Source organism: Cellulosimicrobium arenosum (genome assembly GCF_014837295.1).
In the GTDB taxonomy this organism is placed as follows: domain Bacteria; phylum Actinomycetota; class Actinomycetes; order Actinomycetales; family Cellulomonadaceae; genus Cellulosimicrobium; species Cellulosimicrobium arenosum.
In genome coordinates this window covers 102,589-125,328 of sequence record NZ_JACYHB010000013.1, presented here as the reverse complement: position 1 = coordinate 125,328, position 22,740 = coordinate 102,589, and the positions used below count along the sequence as shown (strand labels likewise).

General features: G+C 73.5%; 24 protein-coding genes. 11 read left to right on the top strand and 13 right to left on the bottom strand.

The window, feature by feature from the left end:
- Nucleotides 1-318: 318 nt before the first annotated feature.
- Complete coding sequence (locus tag IF651_RS14550; RefSeq protein ID WP_191829845.1) at nt 319-561, bottom strand: hypothetical protein; 243 nt, start codon at nt 559-561, stop codon at nt 319-321.
- Nucleotides 558-1,175 (bottom strand): ArsR/SmtB family transcription factor, encoded by a 618-nt coding sequence (locus tag IF651_RS14545; RefSeq protein WP_191829844.1) that lies wholly within the window; start codon nt 1,173-1,175, stop codon nt 558-560. Before IF651_RS14545 ends, IF651_RS14550 begins: the two co-directional genes overlap by 4 nt.
- Before the next feature lie 129 nt (nt 1,176-1,304).
- Between IF651_RS14545 and IF651_RS14540 the strand changes: the two genes are divergently transcribed.
- On the top strand, nt 1,305-2,150 hold the full coding sequence (locus tag IF651_RS14540; RefSeq protein ID WP_206715348.1) for an oxygenase MpaB family protein: 846 nt from the start codon (nt 1,305-1,307) through the stop codon (nt 2,148-2,150).
- Between the two features lie 89 nt (nt 2,151-2,239).
- Here the strand turns inward: IF651_RS14540 and IF651_RS14535 are convergent, their stop codons facing one another.
- A complete protein-coding gene (locus IF651_RS14535; protein WP_191829843.1) occupies nt 2,240-2,767 on the bottom strand; it encodes a MarR family winged helix-turn-helix transcriptional regulator in 528 nt (175 codons plus the stop codon).
- Between the two features lie 79 nt (nt 2,768-2,846).
- Between IF651_RS14535 and IF651_RS14530 the strand changes: the two genes are divergently transcribed.
- Nucleotides 2,847-4,079: an MFS transporter gene (locus tag IF651_RS14530; protein ID WP_191829842.1), complete on the top strand. Its 1,233-nt coding sequence runs from the start codon at nt 2,847-2,849 to the stop codon at nt 4,077-4,079.
- A 96-nt stretch (nt 4,080-4,175) separates the two neighbouring features.
- A complete protein-coding gene (locus tag IF651_RS14525) occupies nt 4,176-7,349 on the top strand; it encodes an efflux RND transporter permease subunit (protein ID WP_191829841.1) in 3,174 nt (1,057 codons plus the stop codon).
- A gap of 35 nt (nt 7,350-7,384) precedes the next feature.
- Here the strand turns inward: IF651_RS14525 and IF651_RS14520 are convergent, their stop codons facing one another.
- From IF651_RS14520 to IF651_RS14505, 4 genes are all read right to left on the bottom strand, one after another.
- Nucleotides 7,385-8,035, bottom strand: coding sequence for a response regulator (locus IF651_RS14520; protein ID WP_191829865.1), 651 nt, complete (start codon nt 8,033-8,035; stop codon nt 7,385-7,387).
- An 86-nt stretch (nt 8,036-8,121) separates the two neighbouring features.
- Nucleotides 8,122-9,570: a histidine kinase gene (locus tag IF651_RS18285; RefSeq protein WP_191829840.1), complete on the bottom strand. Its 1,449-nt coding sequence runs from the start codon at nt 9,568-9,570 to the stop codon at nt 8,122-8,124.
- The gene (locus IF651_RS14510) at nt 9,567-10,412 is read right to left on the bottom strand and encodes an ABC-2 transporter permease (RefSeq protein ID WP_191829839.1); all 846 of its coding nucleotides are present in this window, start codon (nt 10,410-10,412) and stop codon (nt 9,567-9,569) included. The genes IF651_RS18285 and IF651_RS14510 overlap by 4 nt, the downstream gene beginning before the upstream one ends.
- A complete protein-coding gene (locus tag IF651_RS14505; protein ID WP_191829838.1) occupies nt 10,409-11,407 on the bottom strand; it encodes an ABC transporter ATP-binding protein in 999 nt (332 codons plus the stop codon). The genes IF651_RS14510 and IF651_RS14505 overlap by 4 nt, the downstream gene beginning before the upstream one ends.
- Before the next feature lie 278 nt (nt 11,408-11,685).
- Between IF651_RS14505 and IF651_RS14500 the strand changes: the two genes are divergently transcribed.
- Together IF651_RS14500 and IF651_RS14495 are read left to right on the top strand one after the other, a co-directional pair.
- Entirely contained in the window at nt 11,686-12,591 is a 906-nt protein-coding gene (locus tag IF651_RS14500; protein WP_191829837.1) for a Bax inhibitor-1/YccA family protein, read from the top strand.
- Between the two features lie 4 nt (nt 12,592-12,595).
- Nucleotides 12,596-13,111 (top strand): hypothetical protein, encoded by a 516-nt coding sequence (locus IF651_RS14495; protein WP_191829836.1) that lies wholly within the window; start codon nt 12,596-12,598, stop codon nt 13,109-13,111.
- Between the two features lie 58 nt (nt 13,112-13,169).
- Here the strand turns inward: IF651_RS14495 and IF651_RS14490 are convergent, their stop codons facing one another.
- Genes IF651_RS14490 through IF651_RS14480 form a run of 3 tightly spaced genes read right to left on the bottom strand, consistent with a single transcriptional unit; the run spans nt 13,170 to nt 15,431 of the window.
- Nucleotides 13,170-13,859, bottom strand: coding sequence for a DUF5701 family protein (locus IF651_RS14490; RefSeq protein ID WP_191829835.1), 690 nt, complete (start codon nt 13,857-13,859; stop codon nt 13,170-13,172).
- Nucleotides 13,860-13,894: 35 nt separating this feature from the next.
- Nucleotides 13,895-14,560, bottom strand: coding sequence for a WHG domain-containing protein (locus IF651_RS14485; protein WP_191829834.1), 666 nt, complete (start codon nt 14,558-14,560; stop codon nt 13,895-13,897).
- On the bottom strand, nt 14,553-15,431 hold the full coding sequence (locus IF651_RS14480; RefSeq protein ID WP_241744479.1) for an alpha/beta fold hydrolase: 879 nt from the start codon (nt 15,429-15,431) through the stop codon (nt 14,553-14,555). Before IF651_RS14480 ends, IF651_RS14485 begins: the two co-directional genes overlap by 8 nt.
- A 233-nt stretch (nt 15,432-15,664) precedes the next feature.
- Here IF651_RS14480 and IF651_RS17855 point away from each other — a divergent pair, with 233 nt between their 5' ends.
- On the top strand, nt 15,665-16,018 hold the full coding sequence (locus tag IF651_RS17855; protein ID WP_338403984.1) for an FKBP-type peptidyl-prolyl cis-trans isomerase: 354 nt from the start codon (nt 15,665-15,667) through the stop codon (nt 16,016-16,018).
- A 39-nt stretch (nt 16,019-16,057) separates the two neighbouring features.
- On the opposite strand, the gene IF651_RS14470 is transcribed toward IF651_RS17855, so the two are convergent.
- A complete protein-coding gene (locus tag IF651_RS14470; RefSeq protein ID WP_338403983.1) occupies nt 16,058-17,251 on the bottom strand; it encodes a class I SAM-dependent methyltransferase in 1,194 nt (397 codons plus the stop codon).
- A 102-nt stretch (nt 17,252-17,353) separates the two neighbouring features.
- On the opposite strand from IF651_RS14470, the gene IF651_RS14465 reads away from it, so the two are divergent.
- Nucleotides 17,354-18,748: a DUF2252 domain-containing protein gene (locus tag IF651_RS14465; RefSeq protein WP_191829832.1), complete on the top strand. Its 1,395-nt coding sequence runs from the start codon at nt 17,354-17,356 to the stop codon at nt 18,746-18,748.
- Between the two features lie 29 nt (nt 18,749-18,777).
- Entirely contained in the window at nt 18,778-19,206 is a 429-nt protein-coding gene (locus IF651_RS14460) for an Rdx family protein (protein ID WP_191829831.1), read from the top strand.
- A gap of 16 nt (nt 19,207-19,222) precedes the next feature.
- Here IF651_RS14460 and IF651_RS14455 read toward each other — a convergent pair whose 3' ends face one another.
- Nucleotides 19,223-19,651, bottom strand: a complete 429-nt coding sequence (locus IF651_RS14455; protein WP_191829830.1) for a DUF5997 family protein — start codon at nt 19,649-19,651, stop codon at nt 19,223-19,225.
- 101 nt (nt 19,652-19,752) lie between these two features.
- Between IF651_RS14455 and IF651_RS14450 the strand changes: the two genes are divergently transcribed.
- From IF651_RS14450 to IF651_RS14440, 3 genes are all read left to right on the top strand, one after another.
- Nucleotides 19,753-20,622, top strand: coding sequence for a substrate-binding domain-containing protein (locus tag IF651_RS14450; protein WP_338403982.1), 870 nt, complete (start codon nt 19,753-19,755; stop codon nt 20,620-20,622).
- Between the two features lie 132 nt (nt 20,623-20,754).
- The gene (locus IF651_RS14445) at nt 20,755-21,171 is read left to right on the top strand and encodes an ArsR/SmtB family transcription factor (protein ID WP_191829829.1); all 417 of its coding nucleotides are present in this window, start codon (nt 20,755-20,757) and stop codon (nt 21,169-21,171) included.
- Entirely contained in the window at nt 21,168-21,818 is a 651-nt protein-coding gene (locus IF651_RS14440) for an SRPBCC family protein (RefSeq protein ID WP_191829828.1), read from the top strand. The genes IF651_RS14445 and IF651_RS14440 overlap by 4 nt, the downstream gene beginning before the upstream one ends.
- Before the next feature lie 46 nt (nt 21,819-21,864).
- Here the strand turns inward: IF651_RS14440 and IF651_RS14435 are convergent, their stop codons facing one another.
- Nucleotides 21,865-22,644, bottom strand: coding sequence for a CPBP family intramembrane glutamic endopeptidase (locus IF651_RS14435; protein WP_191829861.1), 780 nt, complete (start codon nt 22,642-22,644; stop codon nt 21,865-21,867).
- Nucleotides 22,645-22,740 lie beyond the last annotated feature (96 nt).

The following is a 22,740-nucleotide window of genomic DNA, read 5'->3' as shown; positions in this document are numbered from 1 at the left end:
CCGGCCGACGTCTTCGTCACCCACACACCCGAGTCGTTCAGCTCGACGTCCGCCGTCGCCTCACCCTCGTAGAACACCGCGAACCCGACCAACGCCACCGCGAACGCGGTCACGGTGCCCACCGACGCGACGGCGCGGCGGTTCTCGTTCAGGCGTGACATCAGGTGCACTGGTGATCCCCCGGATCGACTGGTCGACGATCGGCCGGGGCGGTGCTGTCGGGTGGTCTCGAGCGCGGGCCGGTCGCCGCAACGAGGATAGGTCACGGGCCGGCGACGCAGCGGATCGACCGATGGGGAGAGGTCCCCTCCGGAGTCGTCAGCGCAGGAGCAGCGGGTGGTGCTGCGCGCTGTTGTCGCGCTCGCGCTCGAGGTGCTGGGACCAGACGCCACGGGTGGCGCGCGACGCGTGCGGGCGCTCTCGCCCGGAGGCGAGCACGGCGGAGCGCGCCGCGGCTCGGCGGTGCCCGAGCGTGGTGAGGTTCGTGCCCAGCCGGACCAGGAGGCGGTCGAGGCCGTGCATCTCGGTCGTGCGCCCCAGGGTGGGGGAGTAGGCGCTCATGACGGGTTCTCCTTGCCTTCGACGAGGGGAAAGAGGTTGAAGTGGACCTGTACGGGACGTGCGCCCGGGTGATCCTGCTGGTTCGAGTAGCGGTCGAGGACCTCGGAGAAGCGGTCCCACGCGGTGGTCACCTCTGCCGCCTGGTCCGTCGTCAGCCAGAGGTTCGTCGTCTGGAAGCGCGTCACGTCGAGCCACTCGCGGCCGACGCTGGTCGGGTTCTCGATCAGGGCGAGGATCCGGCGCGCGCGTGCCCGCTCGAACTCGCGGTTGACGGTCTGGGTCGTGGCGACGCTCGCCACGTCGTCCGGGTCGTCCGGCAGGCTGACCACGAACCCGCCCGGGTTGCGTTCCCACCATCGTTCGCGCGCCGTCCCCCGGCCCGGGACGTCCCGGACGAAGCCGTGCCTGGCCAGCTGACGCAGGTGGTAGCTGGTCGAGCCGCTGGACTCGCCGACGAGCTCGGCGAGCCCGCTCGCGGTGAGTGCGCCGTGGGCCGTCAGCTGCTCGAGGATCTCGATGCGCAGCGGGTGTGCGAGCGCCTTGAGCTGCGCCGGCCCGAGGATCCGCTCCGAGGGCTTCTCCCGGCCCGGTCCGGCCGTGTCGTCGGTGCTCATGCAGGTCACTCTAGACACGCAAAGACATCTTTGCAAGGGAGTCTTTGCAGACAGTTCTTTGCGAATCGCCCACGGCGCCGCGCGACGGGGTGGAGGTGCGGGTCGCGCGCGGGGTGGCACGATCGGCGCATGGCCATGGGCGTCACACGAGCGCGCAGCTCAGCGGGGGGAGCGATCCTCGCGCGCGTCGCCGGTCCGGACGCGACCGCCGTGCGCGCCCGGATCCACCGGGCGCCCGGACCCCGATGGTTCGCCGCGGGCTCCCCGATCCAGCGCGTCCACGGCGACGCGTCGATGTTCGTCGGAGGGCTGCGGGCCCTGCTCCTGCAGAGCCTCCACCCGCTCGCGATGGCCGGCGTCGCCGCGCACTCCGGCTACCGGGGCGACCCGTGGGGACGGTTGCAACGGACGTCCACCTTCATCGCCACCACCACGTTCGCGACGGTCGACGACGCACAGCATGCCGTCGACGTCGTGCGCGCCGTGCACGAGCGCGTGCGGGGGCGGGCTCCGGACGGCCGCCCGTACGCCGCCTCCGACCCCGAGCTGCTCCGGTGGGTCCACGTCGCCGAGACGCAGAGCTTCCTGGTCGCGCACCAGACGTACGGGGCGCGGCCGCTCGACGCCGCGGGGTGCGACGAGTACGTGGCGCAGGCGGGCGACGTCGGGCAGCGGCTGGGAGTGGTCGCCGTGCCGCGCACCCGCGCCGCGCTGGACCAGGCGATCCGTGACTACCGGGGCGAGCTGACGATGACGCCGCAGGCGCGCGACGCCGCGCACTTCCTCCTCCTCGAGCCGCCGCTGCCGTACGCGGTGCGCCCGTTCTACGCCGGCCTGGCGGCTGCCGCGCGCGCGTCGCTGCCCGCGTGGGCGCGCGCGGAGATGCCCGACGTCCGCCTCGTCCCGCCGCGGCTCGCGCGGTCGTCGGGCGGACTCGTCACGCGCGCGATCCGGTGGGCGCTGCCGGCCCCCTGACCCGCCGGTGGGCGCTGCCGGCCCTCTGGCCCGCGCCAGCGGGCACTGCCTGGCCTCCTGACCCTGGTACGAGCTGGTGCCGGGTCGCCTCAGTCGGTGTCGCGGCGGCGCCGGTAGTCGTCGAGGCCCTCGTTGAGCCGGGCGAGGAGCTCGGCGAGGAGCGCACGGTCGAGGCGTGACCAGTCGCGGAGCACGTCGGAGTAGAGGTCGGCCCGGGCGGAGCGGTGCTCGGTGAGCTGGAGGAGGCCCCCCTCCGTGGGCTCGACGACGACGGCGCGACCGTCGTCGGGATCGCGCGTGCGGCGGACCCGGCCCGCCTTCTCGAGGGCGACGACCTGGCGCGTCACGGTCGACGCGTCGAGGCCCAGGCGGGCTGCCAGGGCGTTGATGTGCTGCGGCCCGTGGGTGCCGAGGGCGTGGAGGAGGAGGTAGCCCGACCGGTCGAGCCCCGTCCGGCGCGCTCCGGTCGGCTCACCCGACGCGTGGGTCCGCTCTGCCCGGCGCAGGAGCTGGGCCACCTCGAGCTCGACGGACGCGAGGGTGGCCGACGCCGCGTCGTCGTCCCGCGTCCCCGGAGCGATCTCTCCTCGGGACTGGTTTCCCGCAGCAACCGTCATGGGTGTATCTTACAAGGTGTTACCTGCTAGATACAGGTAAAACCTCCCTCGACGTCCCACCCCCAAGGAGCACGGCCCCGTGGCCTCCACGCGTGACGAACCGAACCGCACAGCCATCTACTCCACGGCGCTCACCGCGTTCTTCGCGATCGCCGGCATCGCGGTCGTCGATCCGATCCTGCCCGTCATCGGCGCGGAGATCGGCGCGTCGACGTGGCAGATCGAGCTGCTCTTCACCGCGTACATCGCGGTGATGGCGATCGGCATGATCCCGGCCGTCCTCGCCACAGGACGGTTCGGGTACAAGAAGATCCTCGTGACCGGGGTCGGTACCGTCGCGGTCGCCGCCGTCCTCGCCGCGCTCAGCACGACCATCGGACAGCTCGCCGCCCTGCGCGGGCTGTGGGGCCTCGGCAACGCCATGTTCTTCGCGACCGCGATGGTGCTGCTCGTCTCCCTCGCCAACGACCGCGCGTGGGTCGTGGAGCTGTTCGAGACGTGCGTCGGGCTCGGGTTCGCGGTCGGCCCGCTGATCGGTGGGCTGCTCGGCGGCATCAGCTGGCGGGTGCCGTTCTTCGTGTGCGGCCTGTTCATGGTCGTCGCGCTCGTGGTGTCCGTGACCCGCCTCAAGGACCCGGAGGTCAGACCCGCACCGCTGCACGTCGGCCAGGTGTTCCGGCTCTTCCGCAAGCCCGGCTTCCTCGCGCTGTCCGTCGTCACCGCGACGTACAACTTCTGCTTCTTCATCGTGCTCGGCTACACGCCCGTGTTCCTCGGTCTCGACGTGATCCCCCTCGGCCTCGTCTTCACCGCGTGGGGCATCGGCCTCGCCGTCGGGATCCTCGTCGTGGGGCACCGCATGGCCCACCGGATCGGCGGCGTGCAGACGCTCGGCGTGGCCGTCGTCGGGGTGCTGCTCGCCCTCGTGCTGCTCGCGCTGGACCTCGGGACGGCCTGGTCCGTCGTCGTGCTCGTGCTCGCCGGCGTGTGCATGGGCATCGCCAACGCGAACCTCACCGACCTCTCGCTCGCGCTCGGCGACCCCGACCGCCGCGTCACCACCGGGGCGTTCAACCTCGTGCGCTGGGGCTTCGCGGCCCCCGCGCCGGTCATCGCCGGGCTGCTCGCGCCGTCGTCCGCCACCGCGCCGTTCTGGGTCGGGGCCGCGATCCTCGTGGTCGGCGTGGTGACGTTCCTCGCTTTCGGGCACCGCATGGCCGCCGACATCGGTGAACGCGTGCTGTGGTCGCGCTGGAACCGCCGCGCCCGCGCGGTCGAGGGCACCCCGGAAGAGGCGCTGGGCGAGGCCTGAGCGGTGGAGCTGTGCGCGGGTCGCTCGCGCTAGGCTCAGCGGGTCTGGTGACGACGCCGGAACGACCCCCTCGAACGTCCCTGCCCTGGAGGCTCTGTGTTCCGTCTCGCCCGGCTGTCGCTGGCGAACCGTGCCGTCGTCGCGCTCGCGACCATCGCGATCGCCGTCTTCGGCGTCATCAGCCTCGGGTCGCTCAAGCAGGAGCTCATCCCGTCGCTGCAGATCCCGACGGCGGCCGTCGTCGCGGTCTACCCGGGGTCGTCGCCGGAGGTCGTCGAGGACCAGGTCACCCAGCAGGTCGAGGGCGCCGTCCAGGGTGTCGACGGCGTCGAGGACGTCTCCTCCACGTCCTCGACCGGGCTGTCGGTCACGACCGTCCAGCTCACGTACGGCACGGACATGGACGCGGCGTCCCAGCAGCTCCAGACGGCCGTGACGCGCGCGCAGGGACAGCTCCCGTCCGACGTCGAGCCCCAGGTGATCACGGGCTCCGTCGACGACCTGCCGGTCGTCCAGCTCGCGGTCTCGGGCGCCGAGGGCGCCGACACCGACGCCGTGGCGCTCGCCGACACGGTCGAGTCCGTCCTCGTGCCGCGGCTCGAGGAGATCCCCGACGTCCGCAGCGCCACGGTCAGCGGCGTCGCGGACACCGAGGTCACGATCGACCTCGACGTCGAGGCCCTCGGCGCCGCCGGGCTGTCGCCCGCGGACGTCACCGGCGTCCTGCAGGACAACGGCGCGGTGGTGCCCGCCGGGACGGTGACCGAGGGCGACACGACGCTGAGCGTGCAGGTCGGCTCGCAGATCACCTCGGTCGAGGACCTCGCCGCGCTCCCGCTCATCACACCCACGGGCGACGCGGTGACGCTGGGCGACGTCGCCGAGGTCACCGCCGGCGAGGCGCCGGCGACGTCGTTCTCACGGCTCGACGGCGAGCCCGCCCTCGCGGTCGCGATCACCAAGACCCCGGACGGCAACACCGTCGACGTCTCGCACGAGGTCCAGGACGCCGTCGACGAGCTGACCGGGACGCTCGACGCCCAGGGCGTGCGGGTCGAGGTCGTGTTCGACCAGGCGCCGTTCATCGAGGAGTCCATCGAGGGGCTCGCGACCGAGGGCGGGCTCGGCCTGCTGTTCGCCGTCGTCGTGATCCTCCTGTTCCTCGCGTCGGTGCGCTCCACGCTCGTCTCCGCGATCTCCATCCCGCTGTCGCTGTGCGTGACGTTCCTCGTCATGGGCGCCACCGGCTACACGCTCAACATCCTGACGCTCGGCGCGATGACCGTGGCGATCGGCCGGGTCGTGGACGACTCGATCGTCGTCATCGAGAACATCAAGAGACACCTGTCCTACGGCGAGGAGAAGCGCTCCGCGATCCTCACGGCCGTCAAGGAGGTGGGCGGCGCGATCACGTCCTCGACGGTCGCGACCGTCGCCGTGTTCCTGCCGATCGCGTTCGTCGGCGGGATGGTCGGCGAGCTCTTCCGCCCGTTCGCGATGACGGTCTCGATCGCCATGCTCGCGTCGCTCTTCGTCGCGCTGACCATCGTGCCCGTCCTCGCCTACTGGTTCATCCGTGCGCCGCGCCTCGCGGTGCACGCCCAGACCGGTGCGCCCGACGACGAGGGCGCCGACGAGGAGGCCCCCGCGCACGCCGCGGACGAGAGCGACCCCGTACGGGCCGCCGCCGAGGCCAAGGAACGCCGCAGCCCCTGGCAGCGTGGCTACCTGCCCACGCTGCGCGGCGCGCTGCGTCACCCGGCGATCACGGTCGTCGTGGCGGTCGTGGTCTTCGTCGGCACGCTCGCGCTCGTCCCGCGGCTCGAGACCAACTTCCTCGGCGACTCCGGCCAGGACACGATCACCGTCACCCAGTCGTTCGAGCCGGGCACCTCGCTGTCGGTGCAGGACGACGCGGCCCAGCAGGTCGAGGGTGCGCTCGCCGACCTCGACGTCGTCGACACCGTGCAGGCGACCGTCGGCAGCGCCGGCGGCCCCGAGGCCGCGTTCTTCGGCGGAGGCGGGAGCCCCGAGGCGACCTTCGCGGTCACGCTCGACCCCGACGCCGACGGCGTCGCCGCGCAGGGCGAGATCCGGGACGCCGTCGCCGACCTGGGCGACGCACCGAGCACCGGGGTGACCGTCTCCGGCGGCGACGCCGGGTTCGGCAGCTCGACGGTCGACCTCGTCGTGCGCGCACCCGACCTCGACACCCTGACCGACGCCGCGACCCAGGTCCAGGAGGCCGCTTCGGCCACCGAGGGCGCGACCGACGTCACGAACAACCTGTCCGCGGCCCAGACCACGGTCCAGGTCACGGTCGACCGCGAGGCCGCGGCCGCCGTCGGGCTCACGGAGTCCCAGGTCTCGGGGATCGTCGCAGGCACCATGTCCCCGGCCCCGATCGGGTCGGTCGACCTCGGTGACGGTCCGGTCGACGTGCGGGTCGCGCAGGGCGAGGCCCCCGCGACGGTGGACGAGGTGGAGGCCATCGTGCTGCCCACCGCCGCGGGCGCCGTGCCGCTCACCGACGTCGCCGACGTCGCCGAGGTCGAGGTCCCGACCTCGATCACCCGGGTCGACGGCGAGCGCAGCGCGACCGTGTCCGTCACCCCGGAGGGCCAGGACCTCGGCACGCTCACCACCGAGCTCACGACCGCGGTCGACGACCTCGACCTGCCGGCGGGCGCGACCGTCGAGGTGGGGGGCGTCGCCGCCGACCAGGCCGACGCCTTCGCGGACCTCGGCCTCGCGCTGCTCGCCGCCATCGCGATCGTCTACCTCGTCATGGTGGGGACGTTCCGCAGCCTCGTGCAGCCGCTGATCCTGCTCGTCTCGGTGCCGTTCGCCGCGACGGGCGCGCTGCTGCTGCTCCTGGCCACGTCGACGCCGCTCGGCGTCCCCGCGCTCATCGGCCTGCTCATGCTGGTCGGGATCGTGGTGTCGAACGCGATCGTGCTGATCGACCTCATCAACCAGTACCGCGAGCGCGGGGACGCGCTCTCCGACGCGGTCATGGAGGGTTCGCGCAAGCGGCTCCGACCGATCGTCATGACGGCCGCGGCGACGATCTTCGCGCTCACGCCGATGGCGTTCGGGATCACCGGGGGCGGCGCGTTCATCTCGCAGCCGCTCGCGCTGGTCGTGATCGGCGGGCTGGTGTCCTCGACGGTGCTCACGCTCGTCGTCGTGCCGGTGCTGTACACCCTGGTGGAGGGTCGCAAGGAGCGTCGCGCCACCCGCCGCGCGGAGCGGTCCGCGGCGAGGTAGCACGGCGGCGCGCGGCGGGTGGCGCCCGGGCCCGGCTACTGCGGGCGCGCGACGCCCGTCTCGTAGGCGAGGACGACGGCCTGGACGCGGTCGCGCAGTCCCAGCTTTCCCAGGACCCGACCCACGTGGGTCTTGACGGTCGCCTCGGACAGGACGAAGCGTCCCGCGATCTCGGCGTTGGTCAGACCCTCACCGAGAGCCTCGAAGACCTCCAGCTCGCGCGCCGTGAGCTCGCCGAGGCGCGGGTCGTCGCGGCCGCTCGGAGCGGCCGCCGCCTCGGCGGTGCCGTCCGTGCTGTCACGGGGCAGCTGGCCGGAGAACATCTCCAGCATGCGACGCGTGATCCGCGGCGACATGGCGGCGTCTCCGCTCGCCACGGCCCGGATCGCGCCGACCAGCTCGGCCGGCCTCGCGTCCTTGAGGAGGAAGCCGCTGGCGCCCGCGCGCAGCGCGGCGAACGCGTACTCGTCCAGGTCGAACGTCGTGAGGATGATGACGCGTGCGGACGGGACCTCGGCGACGATGCGTTCGGTGGCCTCGATCCCGTTCGTGCCGGGCATGCGGACGTCCATGAGCACCACGTCCGGGCGCAGCGCCGCCGCCTGCGCCAGCCCGGTCGCGCCGTCGCCCGCCTCGCCCACGACCTCGATGTCGTCCTCGGCCGCGAGGATCATGCGAAAGCCCATGCGCAGCAGGGCCTGGTCGTCCACCAGCAGCACCCGCACGGGTGCGGTGGACTGCGCGGCGCCGTCGGCGGTCGTCGGTCCTCCCGTCACCGGGTCCCCTCCTCGTCCAGTCGCAGCGTCGCCACGACCTCCCACCCGTCACCGACGGATCCCGCGCGCACCGTGCCGCCGTGGAGGCCCGCACGCTCACGCATGCCGATGATGCCGCGCCCGCTGCCGACGGGGCCTCGCGCGAGCAGTCCCGTGATCGACGCGGGCAGCTCGCGCTCGTCCACGCTATCGCCCTCGCCGGGTCGTCGGCCCGCGCGGTTGACGATCCGCAGCTCGAGCCAGTCGCCCTCGCCCGTCGCGCGCCGGTCCCAGCGCACGACCTCGACGAGCACGACGGGGGACAGCGGGGCGTAGCGCAGGACGTTGGTCAGGGCCTCCTGGACGATGCGCAGCGCTGCCTGGCGCACGGCCGGGCTCGTGGCGGGCTGCGGTCCGCGCCGTACGAGGCGGACGGGAAGGCCCGCGGTGCGGAAGCGTTCGACGACGTCCTCGAGGTCGTGGTTCTCGTGCGCCGGCACGAGCGGTGCGTCCGGGTCCTCGTCGGGCTCGCGGAGGACCCCGAGCACCCGGCGCATGTCGGCGAGCGCGGCACGGCCCGTCGCGGTGAGCTCGTCGAGCGCGTGGTCGGCGAGCTCGGGGTCCTTGCGGCCCGCCGCGCGGGCGCCGTCGGCCAGCGCCACCATGACGGTGATGGAGTGCGCGACGACGTCGTGCATCTCGCGCGCGATCCGGGCGCGCTCCGCGGCGGTCGCCAGGCGGGTCTGCTGGTCGCGGTCGCGCGCGATGGCGTTCGCGCGGTCGACGAGGTCGGCGACGTGCTGGCGCCGGGCCCGGACGTTCGAGCCGATCGCCATCGCGACGAGGCACAGGATCGTGGTGACGAGGACGCTCGCGACACGGTCGCTGGTGATCTCGCCCGGGTCGACGTCGGCCCGCAGGATCTCGCCGTCCTCCGTGGTCACCACGTCGAGCCAGACCATGACTGCCGTCGAGAGGGGGACGACGAGCGCGGCGAGGACCGGCCACGCGATCTTGGGCGACCGGGCGGCCGCGACCGCGTAGACGGCGAACATCGCGGCGACCTCGTAGCCCGCCGTGTCGCCGACGGTGGCGAGCGCGACGACGCCCAGGACCGCGATCGTGAGCGCGACGGCGACGGGCCGGCGTCGGCGGAACAGCAGCGCCGCGCCGCCCGCGAGGACGAACGCGAGCACGAGGATGTCGGAGCCCTGCTCCGGCGGTGTCGCGACGGCGTAGAAGAGGCCGGGGACCGTGAAGATCGCGACGACGACCCAGTCCATGACGCGCGGGTGCTGGGCGAAGTAGCGCCGCAGCGGTCCGAGCCGGCGCGCGTCGAGCTCGCTGAAGGGCTGTGGCGCGGGCCGCAGCGGCAGGGGTGCGGGCGTGGCAGGTCGCGCAGCGGCCGACGCCGGACGAGCGGTCTGCTCGTCCGGCGTCGGCCGCGGGGTGTGCGGGTCGCTCACGCGTCCCGGCGCTTGAGCACGACGGCGGCCACGCCCAGCGACACGACGGACCAGGCGACCATCGCGAGCGTCGCCTCGCCGGGTGCGAGGATCTGCACGCCACCGGCGTCCGCCTCGGTCACGGCCATCATGGCGGTCGCGAGGTTCATCGGCAGGAACTTCGCGACGTCCTGGACCCACTCCTGGCTGAGGAAGCTCGCGACGAGCGGCAGGACGAAGAGGAACGCGACGAGCGTGAAGATCGATCCCGCCGAGTGGCGCATGATCGTGCCGACACCGACCGCGAGGAGCGCGACGAGCGCGAGGTAGCCGGCGCACGCGAGGATCACGCGCTGGACGACGGAGTCCCCGAGGTCCGGCACGAAGTCGTTCCCGGAGAGGATCGGCGTCGTGACGAGGTAGGACAGCGCCACGCCGACCAGCCCGACGACGAACGTCACGACACCGATGATGCCCGACTTGGCCCACAGGGCGGGGAGCCGGGTCGGCACGGCGCTGAGCGTCGAGCGGATCATGCCCGTCGAGTACTCGCCGGTGACGACCAGCGCACCGAGGACGGCGACGGAGAGCTGGGCGAAGATGTACCCGAGGACGAGCGCCTGGACCGTCGAGACGTCGCCCATCTCGGCGGCCATCTCCGGCGTGTCCGCCGCGAGGTTGAACGAGGCCGCCATCGACATGCTGAACAGGACCATGACGACGAGCGTCGTCCCGATGGTCCACCACGTGGAGCGCAGGGTGCGGAACTTGATCCACTCGGACCGCAGCACGTGGCCGAACGTCAGGCGGTAGGGCGAGGTGCGGGCCGTCGTCGGGCCCTGGGCGAGAGCCGTGGCGGTCATCGCTGCGCTCCTTCGTAGGTCTGGGCGGGTGCGTCCTGCGCCGGCGCGCCGGCGGACGTGCCGGTCGCGCCGTGCCCGATGTGGGACTGCGCCGACTCGGTGCGGTACTCCACGGAGTCGGCCGTGAGGGCCATGTACGCGTCCTCGAGCGTGGACGTGACGGGGGTCAGCTCGTGCAGCACGAAGCCCTGCGCGGCCGCGAGCTCGCCGATGCCGGGCGCGTCGGCCCCGGTGACGACCAGCAGGCTGGGCTCGTCGCTCGTGACGGTCGAGCCGTCGCGCGTGAGCAGCTCGGCGAGCTGTGTCGCGTGCGGGGTGCGCACCCGCACCGTGCGCTGCTGGGTGCCGTTGACGATGTCGCCCACCGGCGCGTCCGCGATGATGCGGCCCTTGCCGATGACGACGATGTGGTCCGCGGTGAGCGCGACCTCGCTCATGAGGTGGCTCGACAGGAAGACCGTGCGGCCCTCCGACGCGAGGTACTTCGCGAGGTTGCGCACCCACAGGACGCCCTCGGGGTCGAGCCCGTTGACGGGCTCGTCGAGGATGAGCGTCTTCGGGTCGCCGAGCAGCGCCGACGCGATGCCGAGCCGCTGACCCATGCCGAGCGAGAAGCCGCCGACGCGCTTCTTGGCGACCGACTGCAGGCCCGTCATGTCGATGACCTCGTCGACCCGCTTGGTGGGGATCCCGTGTGTCGCAGCCATCGCACGCAGGTGGTTGTAGGCGGAGCGGCCGGTGTGGACGGCCTTCGCGTCGAGCAGCGCGCCCACCTCGGTGAGCGGGGAGCGGTGCTGCGCGTAGGGCTTGCCGTTGACGGTGACGGTCCCGGCGGTCGGGCGGTCCAGTCCCATGATCATGCGCATGGTCGTGGACTTGCCGGCTCCGTTGGGGCCGAGGAAGCCGGTGACGGTGCCCGGTCGGACGGTGAACGTGACGCCGTCCACCGCGGTCTTCGGCCCGTACCGCTTGGTGAGGCCGTGTGCTTCGATCATGGCTCGTCCCTCTCGAGTGGTGAGGTCTCGTGGTTCGTCTCGAGCCTAGGCACCGGGCCCGACGCCGGACAGCCACCTTCCGGCGTATCTTGTCCGCCTGTCGGGCGGGTGGCGTACGCCGCGCGGCGTACCCCCGGAACGGCGAGATACCCCGCGGGAACAGTGGAGCGTGCTCGCACGTTCCGTAGGATGACTGTCAGGCCAGCGACACCCGACTCGAGGCAGACGCCACAGACGAGGCCCGCTGCAGGAGTGGACGCCGCGACCAGGAGGAGCCCATGAGCAACCCCGTCTTCAACAACAGCGAGGTCTTCGGCGACCCGCGCGCCCAGCGCGGGAGGTCGGCCACCACGACCCGGCCCGCGTACGGCACGCCGCCGGCGCAGGGGCAGCAGGGGCCGGCGTACGGCACCCCGGCCCCGCAGGGCCAGCAGTGGGGCCAGTACGGCCAGCAGGGCGCGCAGGCCGCCGACGCCGCGACCCTGAACCAGATGTACACGTCACCGTCGGCCACGACGGCGGACACGAAGCGCCTCACCTACGACGACGTCATCATGAAGACCGGCGGGCTGCTCGCCCTCCTCGTGGTCGTCGCAGCGGGCTCGTGGTACCTCACGCCGCAGATGCCGGGCCTGTGGATCGGCGGCGCGGTCGTCGGCCTCGTCCTCGGCCTCGTCAACGCGTTCAAGAAGAGCCCCAGCCCCGCGCTCATCATGCTCTACACCGTCGCCCAGGGTGTGTTCCTCGGTGGGATCAGCCGCTTCTACGAGGCGCAGTGGAGCGGGGTCGTCCCGTCCGCGGTCGTCGCGACCATCGCCACCTTCGCCGCGGCCCTGTTCCTGTTCAAGTCCGGCAAGGTGCGGGTCACACCGAAGTTCACGCGGTGGCTGCTCATCGCGATGGTCGGCTACCTCGCCTTCTCGCTCGTCAACGTCGTGCTGCTCATGTTCGGTGCGCTGGACGGCTGGGGGCTGCGCGGTGGCACGCTCGGCATCGTGATCAGCCTCGTGGCCGTCGGCCTCGCCGCCGCCTCGCTCATCGTGGACTTCGACTCGATCAAGCGCGGCGTCGAGGGCGGCGTCCCGGCGAAGTTCGCGTGGTCCGCCGCGTTCGGTCTGCTCGTCACGCTGATCTGGCTGTACCTCGAGTTCCTGCGCCTCTTCGCGATCCTGCAGAGCGACTGACCCGGTGGCACGTCCCACCTCAGGACCGGCACCCACCGCGGGGGAGACCCCGACGACCCGGGTGCCGGTCCTCGTCGCGGGCCTGGCGGTCGCCGCGGTGGCGATGCTCGCCGTCCAGGTCCTGTACATGGTCCTGTCCGGCGCGCCGCCCGCGTGGCTCCCGTTCGCGGCCCTGCTCATCGTCATCAGCGTCCCGACGGCGGGGGCGGCGCTCGGCTGGCTCGGCTCCCGCATCACGCGCGACGCGTCCGAGCGCCGGGCAGCGCTCGTCTTCGGGGCGCTGGGCCTCGTGGGTGGTGCGCTGTGGGGGTCGTTCCTCGGCGGCGGTCTCGCCGGTCAGCTCACGTCCGCGGGCGCGAGCGGGTCGCTCGTGCTCGGGTCGGCACTCGTCGTCGGCGTCACCGCCGCGATCGGCGCCGTGATGGGGCGCCTCGCTGCCCGGGAGGCGGCTGACCGCCCGGTCCTCGTGGTCGTCCTCGGCGCGGTCGTCGTGGCCGTCGCCGCTCTCGGACTGCTGTAGCAGGAGCGCGGCCCACGGCGACGTCGCCACGACGGCATACCGTCGGCCGCGCTCCTGGTCACCTCTGGCGCGCCGCCCCGGACGCGAACCCGAGCCACGTGTGCCGGTTCCCCGCCCAACACCAGCCCACCTTCGGCGCGCCGCGGCGCTCGCGGCCGTCGCGACCCGTGCCGTTCGAGATCCACAGGGCGGGCGTGCGGGTGTCGAGCCGGCCGTCCGGCTTGCGCAGGCGCGAGCCGATCGTCATGAAGCAGCGGTTGCGCTCGACGACCGCTGGCACCTGGAGCGCCCAGTGGAGGCCCTCGGCGAGCAGCAGCGGCGTACGGCCGCGCGCCGTGATCTCGGGCAGCGCCTCGTCGGGGGACCAGTTCGCCATGTCGTCACCACGGTCCAGGTCGGTCACGACGTAGAGGGCGCTCTCCGGCGGGTGCACGCCCTCGATCGGGGCGAACCGGTCGACGTCGTCCATGTCGACGACCACGAACCCCTCCCTCTCGCCCCCACGCGCCGGGAGCCGGAGCAGGGGAGCGAGGGCCGATGGCGGCGCGAGCCGCGGGTCGACCACGAGCAGGGCGCCGGCGGGCGCGGTGGCAGCGAGCCCCGCGGCGGCGGAGCGGAGCTCGTCTGCGCCGAGCCCCGCGATCGTGTGGACGCCGAGCGCGACCAGACGTTCGGCCTGGTCGGCGAGGTGGGGGAGCGCAGGGACGGACGGCGCGGCGGTCCCGGCAGCGGTCGTGGTCTCGGGCATGGAGGAACCTCTCGGTCGGGAGACGATCGGTGGCCTCAACGCTCTACACCGTACGGGAATTCCCGTGGTGGTTCGCCCGTCCGGTCCGGCGGTGTGCCGGCGCGGCGGCGTCCAGCCGCAGGGCACAGCGCCTCCAGCCCTGCGAGCAGCATCCTGACGTGGACGTCGAAGCTCTGGTCGAGGTCGTCGGGCAGGCGGTAGCCGCCGCTGAGCTCGAGCGCGACGAACCCGTGCAGGCTCGCTCGGACGGAGCGGATCGCGTCGATCGCGCGGCCGTCGGGCAGGTCGAACCCGCGCAGCACGGCCGCGACGACCTGGACGCCGCGCTGCGCCGCGGCGCGGTGGTCCGCGTCCGCCGGGTCGTCGGGGTCGGGTGCGACCTGGACCGCGGCATAGCGGCCGGGCCGCTCGTGCGCGAACCGCCGGGTCGCGTGCGCGAGCGCGGTGACGGCGTCGGGCCCGGCGAGGCCGACGGTCGCCTCGGCGATCGTGCGCGTGAAGTCGTCGTCTGACACGACCGCGACCTCGCGCCGCAGCGCGGCGAGCGAGCCGACGTGCTTGTAGAGGCTCGGCGTCGCCACGCCCGCCCGCGCCGCGACCTTCGCGAGCGTGAGGTCCGCGAAGCCGGTCGGACCGCCCGCGTCGACGAGGTCGAGCGCGATCGCGACGACGGCGCCACGCGACAGGCCGGCCCTAGGCACGGTCGTCGGTCCCGGTGTGGCGGGTCGCGGCGTCCGGTCCCGGCTGCTCCGGCTGGGCGGTCAGGAAGTCGAGGACCGCCGAGGTGACCTCGCCCGGTGCCTCGAGCTGCGGGTAGTGACCGACCCCCGGGAGCTCGAGCGTCCTCGCGCCGAGGGCCTCGCGCGCCCACGCGGCCTCGGCGGCCGGGTCGGCGTAGTCCGGGTCCCGCAGGCCGAACACCGCGAGCGCGGGCGCCTGGACGCGCGCGACGCGCGGCTCGACGACCGAGTGGTCGAGCTGGAGGCACAGGTGCCGGAACGAGCGCAGGCGGCCCGGCTCGGATAGGTTGGTGCGGATCGCCGCCTGGTGCGCCGCGAGCCGGGCCGGGCGCGGGCCCTTGACGAGGGTCCCGTAGAGGGCCGACCAGGCAGCGGCGCCCCACGGGCGGGCGAGCAGCACGCGGTACAGCACCCGCATCGCGGCGAGCCGCGTGCGCGAGGCCCCCTCGCGCAGGAACCCGTCGAGCAGGACCAGCGCGCGCACGAGGTCGGGGCGGTCCGCGGCGGCGACCACCGCGGCGGACGCGGCCATCGAGCTGCCGAGCAGCACCGCGGGACCGGCGTCGAGGTGCTCGACGAGCGCGACGTAGTCGGACGCGGTCGCCTCGTCGCCGTGCACGGCGAACGTGGTGTCGCTCTCGCCGTGGCCGCGCAGGTCCATGACCACGACGCGGTACCCGGCGTCCACCAGGCGGGGGACGACGTCGTCGTACGTGGCCCGCAGGTCGCCCATGCCCGGGGAGGCGACGACGAGCGGGCCGGCGCCGTGGTCGGTGTAGGCGATCCGGCCCGCGGGTCGCTGGAGGTGGTGGGTCGGTGCTGACGCGCTCATGTCCATAGCTCAAAAGCTAATGCTATTAGCCTAGATGGTCAAGAGGCGCCGCGCGGCAGGAGCCACGGGGAGCTCGGGGTGCCGGTGCGGCCGACCCGCGTAGGGTGAAGATGCCGCCGTGGCACGCCTCCGTCGGGCCCGGCGGACGATCCCAGCCACCGACGAGAGGCGTCCTCGTGACCGATCAGTCCGCACTTCCCTCCATCTCGGGTTCCTTTGGCGACAAGCCCACCGTGACGTTCCCGGGGTCGGGAGCGCCCGAGGGCCTTCAAGTCGTCGTGCTGTCCGAGGGCGACGGGCCCGCGGTGACGTCGGGGCGCAACATCGTCGTCCACTATCTCGGCCAGACGTGGGACGGCGAGGTGTTCGACAACTCCTACGACCGGGGCGACACGATCGCGTTCCCCATCGGCGTGGGCGCGGTCATCGGCGGCTGGGACAAGGGCCTCGTCGGCCAGAGCGTCGGCTCGCGCGTGCTGCTGTCCGTCCCGCCGGAGCACGGCTATGGCCAGCGCGGCGTCCCGCAGGCCGGCATCGGCGGCACGGACACTCTCGTGTTCGTCGTCGACGTCGTGGACGTGCAGTGACCGGACCCGCGAGCCCGTGACCTCGCGAGCGCGCGACGGTCAGCGCCGCGCGCTGCGCGTCACGGTGAAGCGGCGGTCCCGCGCGAGCTGGACGGTCGGCCCGACCGCCCGTTCGAGCGCGCCCCGGTAGTGCAGGTGGGAGTTCCACACGCACCACAGCTCGCCGCCCGGACGCAGGATCCGCGCCGCGGCGGCGAACATGCGGTGCGCCGTGCCGGTCCGCACGGCCGCACCCTCGTGGAACGGCGGATTGAGCAGCACGAGGTCCGCGCTCGCGTCCCCGAGGGTGGACCCGGCGTCGTCCAGCACGACGCGGACCCGCTCGCCCACGTCGTTCCCCCGCGCCGTGAGCCCGGCGGACCGCACCGCCGCGACCGAGCTGTCGGTCGCGACGACGCGCGACGACACCCAGCGCCGAGCCGCCCACGCCGCGAGGATCCCCGTCCCGCACCCCAGGTCGACGACGTCGCCGGGCTCGTCGTGCGGAGTGCCGTCGGGACCGGCCGGGGGCGCCACGGCGTCGAGCTGCTCGAGGAGGAGACGCGTCCCGAGGTCGAGGCTCGCACCGGCGAACGCCGCGCCGTAGGTCGCGACCGAGAGCCCGACGTCCGGCAGGTCGGCGGTCACCGGGTAGGTGAAGGCCGACCCGTCGTCGCACGGCCGGGGTGAGCGCGCGACGAGCACCCGCGACCGGCCCCGCGCGAGGCTCGCGCGCACGTCGGTGAACGACTCGCGCAGGACGTCGTTCATGGTCGGCGTCATGTGCTTGACCCGACCGACCGCGAGCAGGACGACGTCCGGGGCGGCCTCGCGGGCGACGTGCTCCGCGAGGTCCCGCAGTGCGGCGAGACCGCGCGGCAGGCGTGCCAGCACGACGCGCGCGCCGCCGAGCAGGCCGGCGTCGAGCGCGTGGTGGCGGTAGGTGTCCGACATCTCGAGCGCCGCGCCGTTCATGTCGAGCGCGGCAGCCGCGGTGCACGAGTCCTGGTGCACCCGGACGAGCTCCTGCGCCCCGCCGCGCGCGGTGAGCGTGGCCGCGCCGAGGGCGAGGGCTCCGTACCGGTCGTCGACGACCGCGACGGCCCCGCGCCCGACCTCCTCGACCCACGGTGCCGCCTCGTCCAGGAGCAGGCGGTCCGCGGCGTCCACCGCGACGGGGGAGTCCTCGCGCCGGGGACCTGGCTCCCCGGTGCGCAGGCCGAGGAGCACATCGGTGAGGGCGGTGGTCGTCACCCGCCCAGTCTCCCCGACGACGACCGGTCCTGTGACGTCCCGGTCGCTCGGCGCGCTCGCGAGGGGCGCGCTAGGCTGCGACCCTGGCCGAGGAGGTCACCCATGGTCGTCCCGGGGACGTTGGACGAGTGCCGTGCCGTCGGCCGTGGGCTGCGCGAGCGGGTGCCGCGGAGCACGCACGGCGAGCTCCACCTCCCGGAACGCGACCCCGTGGCGATCATCGAACGGCAGAACCTCGACCGGCTCCCGGATCTCGTGCCGTTGCGGGTCGGGCGCATGCTCGAGTCCCCGTTCGCGTTCTACCGCGGCACCGCGGCGACCATGGCGCACGACCTGCGGGACGCACCCCGGACGGGGGTCCACGTCGTGGCGTGCGGCGACGCGCACGTGTCCAACTTCGGACTCTTCGCCTCACCCGAGCGTCGCCTCGTGTTCGACCTCAACGACTTCGACGAGTCGGCGGACGCCCCGTGGGAGTGGGACGTCAAGCGGCTCGCCGCCAGCATGTACGTCGGCGGTCGGGACAAGGGCATGACGGAGGACCAGTGCGGCGACGCGGTACGCAGCGTCGTCCGGGGCTACCGCGAGGCGCTCGCGGTGCTGTTCGCGCGCAGCGCTCTCGAACGCTTCGCCTTCCAGGTCGCGACGGAGACGATCGAGCCGCTGCTGACCACGGCCGGCAAGGACGAGATGCGGCGGACGGTGCGCAAGGCTCGGCGGCGCACGTCGGAGCAGGTCGTGCGGAAGATCACGACGCGCACGGCGGACGGGCACCCCCGGATCGTCGACCAACCACCCGTGATGCGGCACGTCGACCATGCGAGCGTCGAGGAGCTCTCGGAGTACTTCGAGCTCTATCGCGAGCCGCTGCGCGCCGACGTCCGGCTGCTGCTCGGTCAGTTCGTCCTCGTGGACTTCGTCCTGCGGGTGGTGGGCGTCGGCAGCGTCGGTACCCGCTGCTACATCCTGCTGTTCGAGGGTCCCGCGGGCGAGCCCCTCGTCCTGCAGGCGAAGGAGGCCGCGACGTCGGTCCTCGCGACCTACGGCGGCATGCCCGACGCTCTCCCGGGACGCCCCGCGGTCACGGGTCCCGTGCTGTCGCAGGCGCGGCGCGTCGCCACCGCCCAGCGCATCCTCCAGGCGCACTCCGACCCGTTCCTCGGGTGGGTGACCGTCGAGCGCCCGGACCGCACGGGACGCGCCCGGGTGGACTTCTTCTGGCGGCAGTTCCGTGACATGAAGGGGTCGGTGGAGCTCGACCGGCTCGCGCCGGACCAGTTCACGAGGTACGGCGAGCTGTGCGGCTGGGTCCTCGCCCGAGCCCACAGCCAGTCTCCGGGGGCGCGCACGACCTACGGCTACCTGGGTCGAGGAGCCACGTTCGACGAGGCGATCGTCCGGTGGTCGAGGTCCTACGCGGACGTCGTCGAGCAGGACTTCGCCGCCCTCGAGGCAGCCGTGTCCTCCGGTCGCCTGCCCGCCGAGCGCGGGACCTGACGAGCGCCGTCGACCGTAGGCTGGACGGCATGACGAACGAGCCGCTGCGCACCGGTCCCGCCGGGCCCGACATACCCGACGAGCCCCGCCCGACGTCGGACCGGTCACCCGGGAGCGCGCGCGTCGCGATCGAGTACTGCACGCAGTGCCGCTGGCTGCTGCGGGCAGGATGGGTCGCGCAGGAGCTGTTGCAGACGTTCCGGACCCGCCTCGGCGAGGTCGCGCTCGTGCCGGGGACGGGTGGGGTGTTCCGCGTCTGGCTCGATGCCGGAGACGGAGCGGTGCTGCTGTGGGACCGCGCGTCCGGGGACGGCTTCCCCGAGATCCCGGAGCTCAAGCGCCGGGTGCGGGACGCGGTGGCGCCGGACATGGCGCTCGGTCACACCGAGGGGGCAGGACGCGCCGGGAAGAGCGGCGACGACGGTCGGGACGCGGGACCGGGGGCCGTCACGGTCTAGCGGGCATCGATCGTGCTCAGGTCGTCGGGCGCTCGGGCTTCGCCCGCTCGGCGGACCTCGCCCGCTCGGCCGCCTTGGCGCGCTCGGCGGCGACGCGGTCCTCCTCGGCACGCACCTTCGCCTGCGTCTCGCGCTCCTGGCTGAGCCAGGACGGTGGGTCGTCGCGCAGCTCGTTGATCTGCTCGGTGGTGAGCGGGTCGTCGATGCCGCCGCGCGCGAGCCCCGAGATGGAGATCCCCAGCCGGCCGGCGACCACCGGTCGGGGGTGCGGCCCGTTGCGGCGCAGGTCGGCGAGCCACTCGGGCGGGTTCTTCTCGAGCTCCTCGAGCTGACCCCGCGTCACCGTGCCCTCCTGGAACGCCGCGGGCGTCGCGGGCAGGTACACCCCGAGCTTCTTCGCCGCCGTGGCGGGCTTCATGGTCTGCGAGGACTGCTTGGGGGTCATGGCCCCAGGGTAGTTCGTCGAGAGGTGAGTTTTCGCCCCGCGGGCGCGACGATCCGGGGCCGCAGCCCACTTCTCGCCGTGGACGCGCCTAGGGTTGGCGCGTGAGCGACACGGACGAGGTGCACGACGGCGCAGCGGCAGCGGGCGGGACCGGCGACGGTCCGCGCAGGTTTCGGCTCGCGTACGTCCCCGGCGCGACCCCGGCGAAGTGGGTGCGTACCTGGCGCGAACGCCACCCCGACGTCCCGCTCGACCTCGTCGCGGCCGCGGCGGACGACGCCGAGCGCGTGCTGCGCGACGGCGAGGCGGACGCGGCGGTCCTGCGGCTCCCGGTGGACCGCGACGTCCTCGCGGCCATCCGGCTCTACGAGGAGTCCCCGGTCGTCTGCGTCTCGCGAGACCATCTGCTCGCGGCGCTCGACGAGGACGAGACCGTCGCGCTCGACGACCTGTCGGACGACGTGGTGCTCCACCCGCTCGACGACGTCGTGGCCTGGGAGCAGGCGCAGGAGCAGACGCGGGCGGTGGGCGACGCCGCGCCGCCGTCCGACGGCGTGTCCCTGCCCGGCCGGCCGGCGGTCGAACGCCCGGCGACGACGGCCGACGCGGTCGCGCTCGTGGCGGCGGGCGTGGGCGTGCTCGTGGTCCCGCAGTCGCTCGCGCGTCTGCACCACCGCAAGGACGTGACGTACCGGGTCCTCGACGGAGCACCGGCTGCCCCGGTCGCTCTCGCGTGGGTGGCGGAGAACGACGACGACCTCGTCGAGGAGATGGTCGGTATCGTGCGCGGGCGCACGGTCAACAGCTCGCGCGGCCGCAGGCCCGGCGCCGACGGTTCCCCGGCGCAGGCGGGCACAGCAGCCACGCCTCGCCCCCGGGCGGCTCGCGGGAGTGCGTCGGACCGCACGGGACGAAGCCGTGGGCGCAAGGACGGACGCGGCTCGCGCGGACGGGGCTCGGGTCGACGCTGAGACCCGTGTCCGGCGCGGGCGCTCTGGTGCCGGTTCCTGTCTGGCGCAGGAGACGTCTCGTTGCTGCTGTTCGCCGCGCGTCCTCGCAGTTTCGTCTTGACTTATATAAGAACCTGACTAAACATTGGTCCCATGGAAGCGTTCGACGTCCTCGGGGACCCTGTCCGGCGCCGCATCCTCGAGATCCTGGCCCAGGGCGAGCGGCCTGCGGGCGAGATCTCGGCGCTCGTCGGGGCCGAGTTCTCGATCAGCCAGCCTGCGGTATCCCAGCACCTGCGGGTGCTGCGCACGAGCGGCTTCGCGACGGTGCGCCCCGAGGGAGCGCGCCGCCTCTACGCGCTCGACCCGACCCCCCTCGGCGCGGTCGAGGACTGGGCCGCCGGCCTGCGCCGGTTCTGGGAGCAACGGCTCGACGCCCTCGGGACCGAGCTGGCCCGCGGTGCGGCAGGTCGGCGTCGGGCCGCGGGCGCGGCCCCGACCGCCCGGGACGCGGACGGCACGACCACCACCACCGACAGCACCACCGACATCACCCGGAGGACAGCATGAAGGACTTCATCGCCGAGCTGGAGGCCGCGCGGCGGACGGTCGCGAGCGGGACTCTCCCGGCGGGCGCGGCACACGTCGTGACGCTCACGCGAACCTATCCCGCCGACGTCGAGGACCTCTGGGACGCCGTGACGAACCCGGAACGCATCCCCCGCTGGTTCCTGCCGGTCTCCGGCGACCTGCGCCTCGGTGGCACCTACCAGACCGATGGTAACGCGGGCGGGGAGATCCGCGTGTGCGACGCGCCACGACACCTGCGGCTCACGTGGGTCATGGGGCCGCCGACGCCGCAGGACGCGTCGATCGTCGACGTGCGGCTCGAACCGCTGGCGGAGGGGACGCGCCTGACGCTCGAGCACACCGCCGTGGTGCCCGCGGAGTTCTGGGACACCTACGGACCAGGTTCCGTCGGGGTCGGGTGGGACGGCGCGCTGCTCGGGCTCGCGCTCCACCTCGACGACGGCGAGGGTCCGATCGCCCCCGAGGAGCAGGGGACCGACCCGCGGCTGCGGGCGTTCAACACCGCGAGCAGCGAGGCCTGGGGGGCGGCGCTCGCAGCGGCCGACGGGCTCGACGCGGACACGGTGGCGGCGCGCGTGGCGGCCACGACCGCGTTCTACGTCCCTCCGCTCGACCCGCCCCGGTAGAGACGGGCGGGCGGCGCCCGGTGCCCGAGAGCACGGTCCGACGACGTCAGCGGGGCGCGGTGACGAACACGTCGAACAGCTCGGGGTGGTGGGCGTGCACCAGCACGCCGAACACGACGAGGTCGAACAGCAGGTGGACGGCCACGACGTACGTGAAGGACTTGCTCCACGAGAAGATCCAGCCCTGCACGAGCGCGAACGGGACCGTCAGCAGCGGCCCCCACTCGCGGTAGCCGAGCTCCCACAGGAACGACACGAAGACCGTCGCCTGCAGGAGGTTCGCCGTCCACAGGCCGAAGTGCTCGCGGTACAGCGCGAACACCACGCACACGAAGAACAGCTCGTCCCAGATGCCCACCGCGTTGACCCCCACGAACAGGCGCGCGATCTCCTGCCCGCCCGTGACGTCGGGCCAGTTCTGGTAGGCGCCGGACCCGATGAAGTAGAACGGGAGGATCAGGTACCCGGCGACGACGACCACCGCGAGGTACACGAGCTGGCCGCGCGACCAGCGTCGGCCGGTCGCGACCGGGAACCGGATCGTCCGGTCGCCGAACGCGAACCGCGACACCGCCCACGGGACGAGCACCGCGAGCGACAACGCGATCGTGAACCGCGCCATCCCGGCGTCCGAGAGGTCCGCCTCCAACGAGATCGCGGAGATGATCGCCATGCCGACGCCGATCAGGGCCAGGTCGCGGCCCAGCCTGCGGTCGACCGCCCAGCCGAGCGCGATCCCCAGCACCAGCGGGACGTAGCCGAGCGGACGGACGTGCACCGCGAAGAGCAGCACCGCCGCACCGGAGACGAGGACGGCGGCGAGCAACCGGGCCGGGGAGCCGACGGACCACGGCGGCGGTGCGGCGTCGGGCGCGAGCGCGGACGGACCGGTGGCGGGGGAGGACGTCACCCGCACACCGTG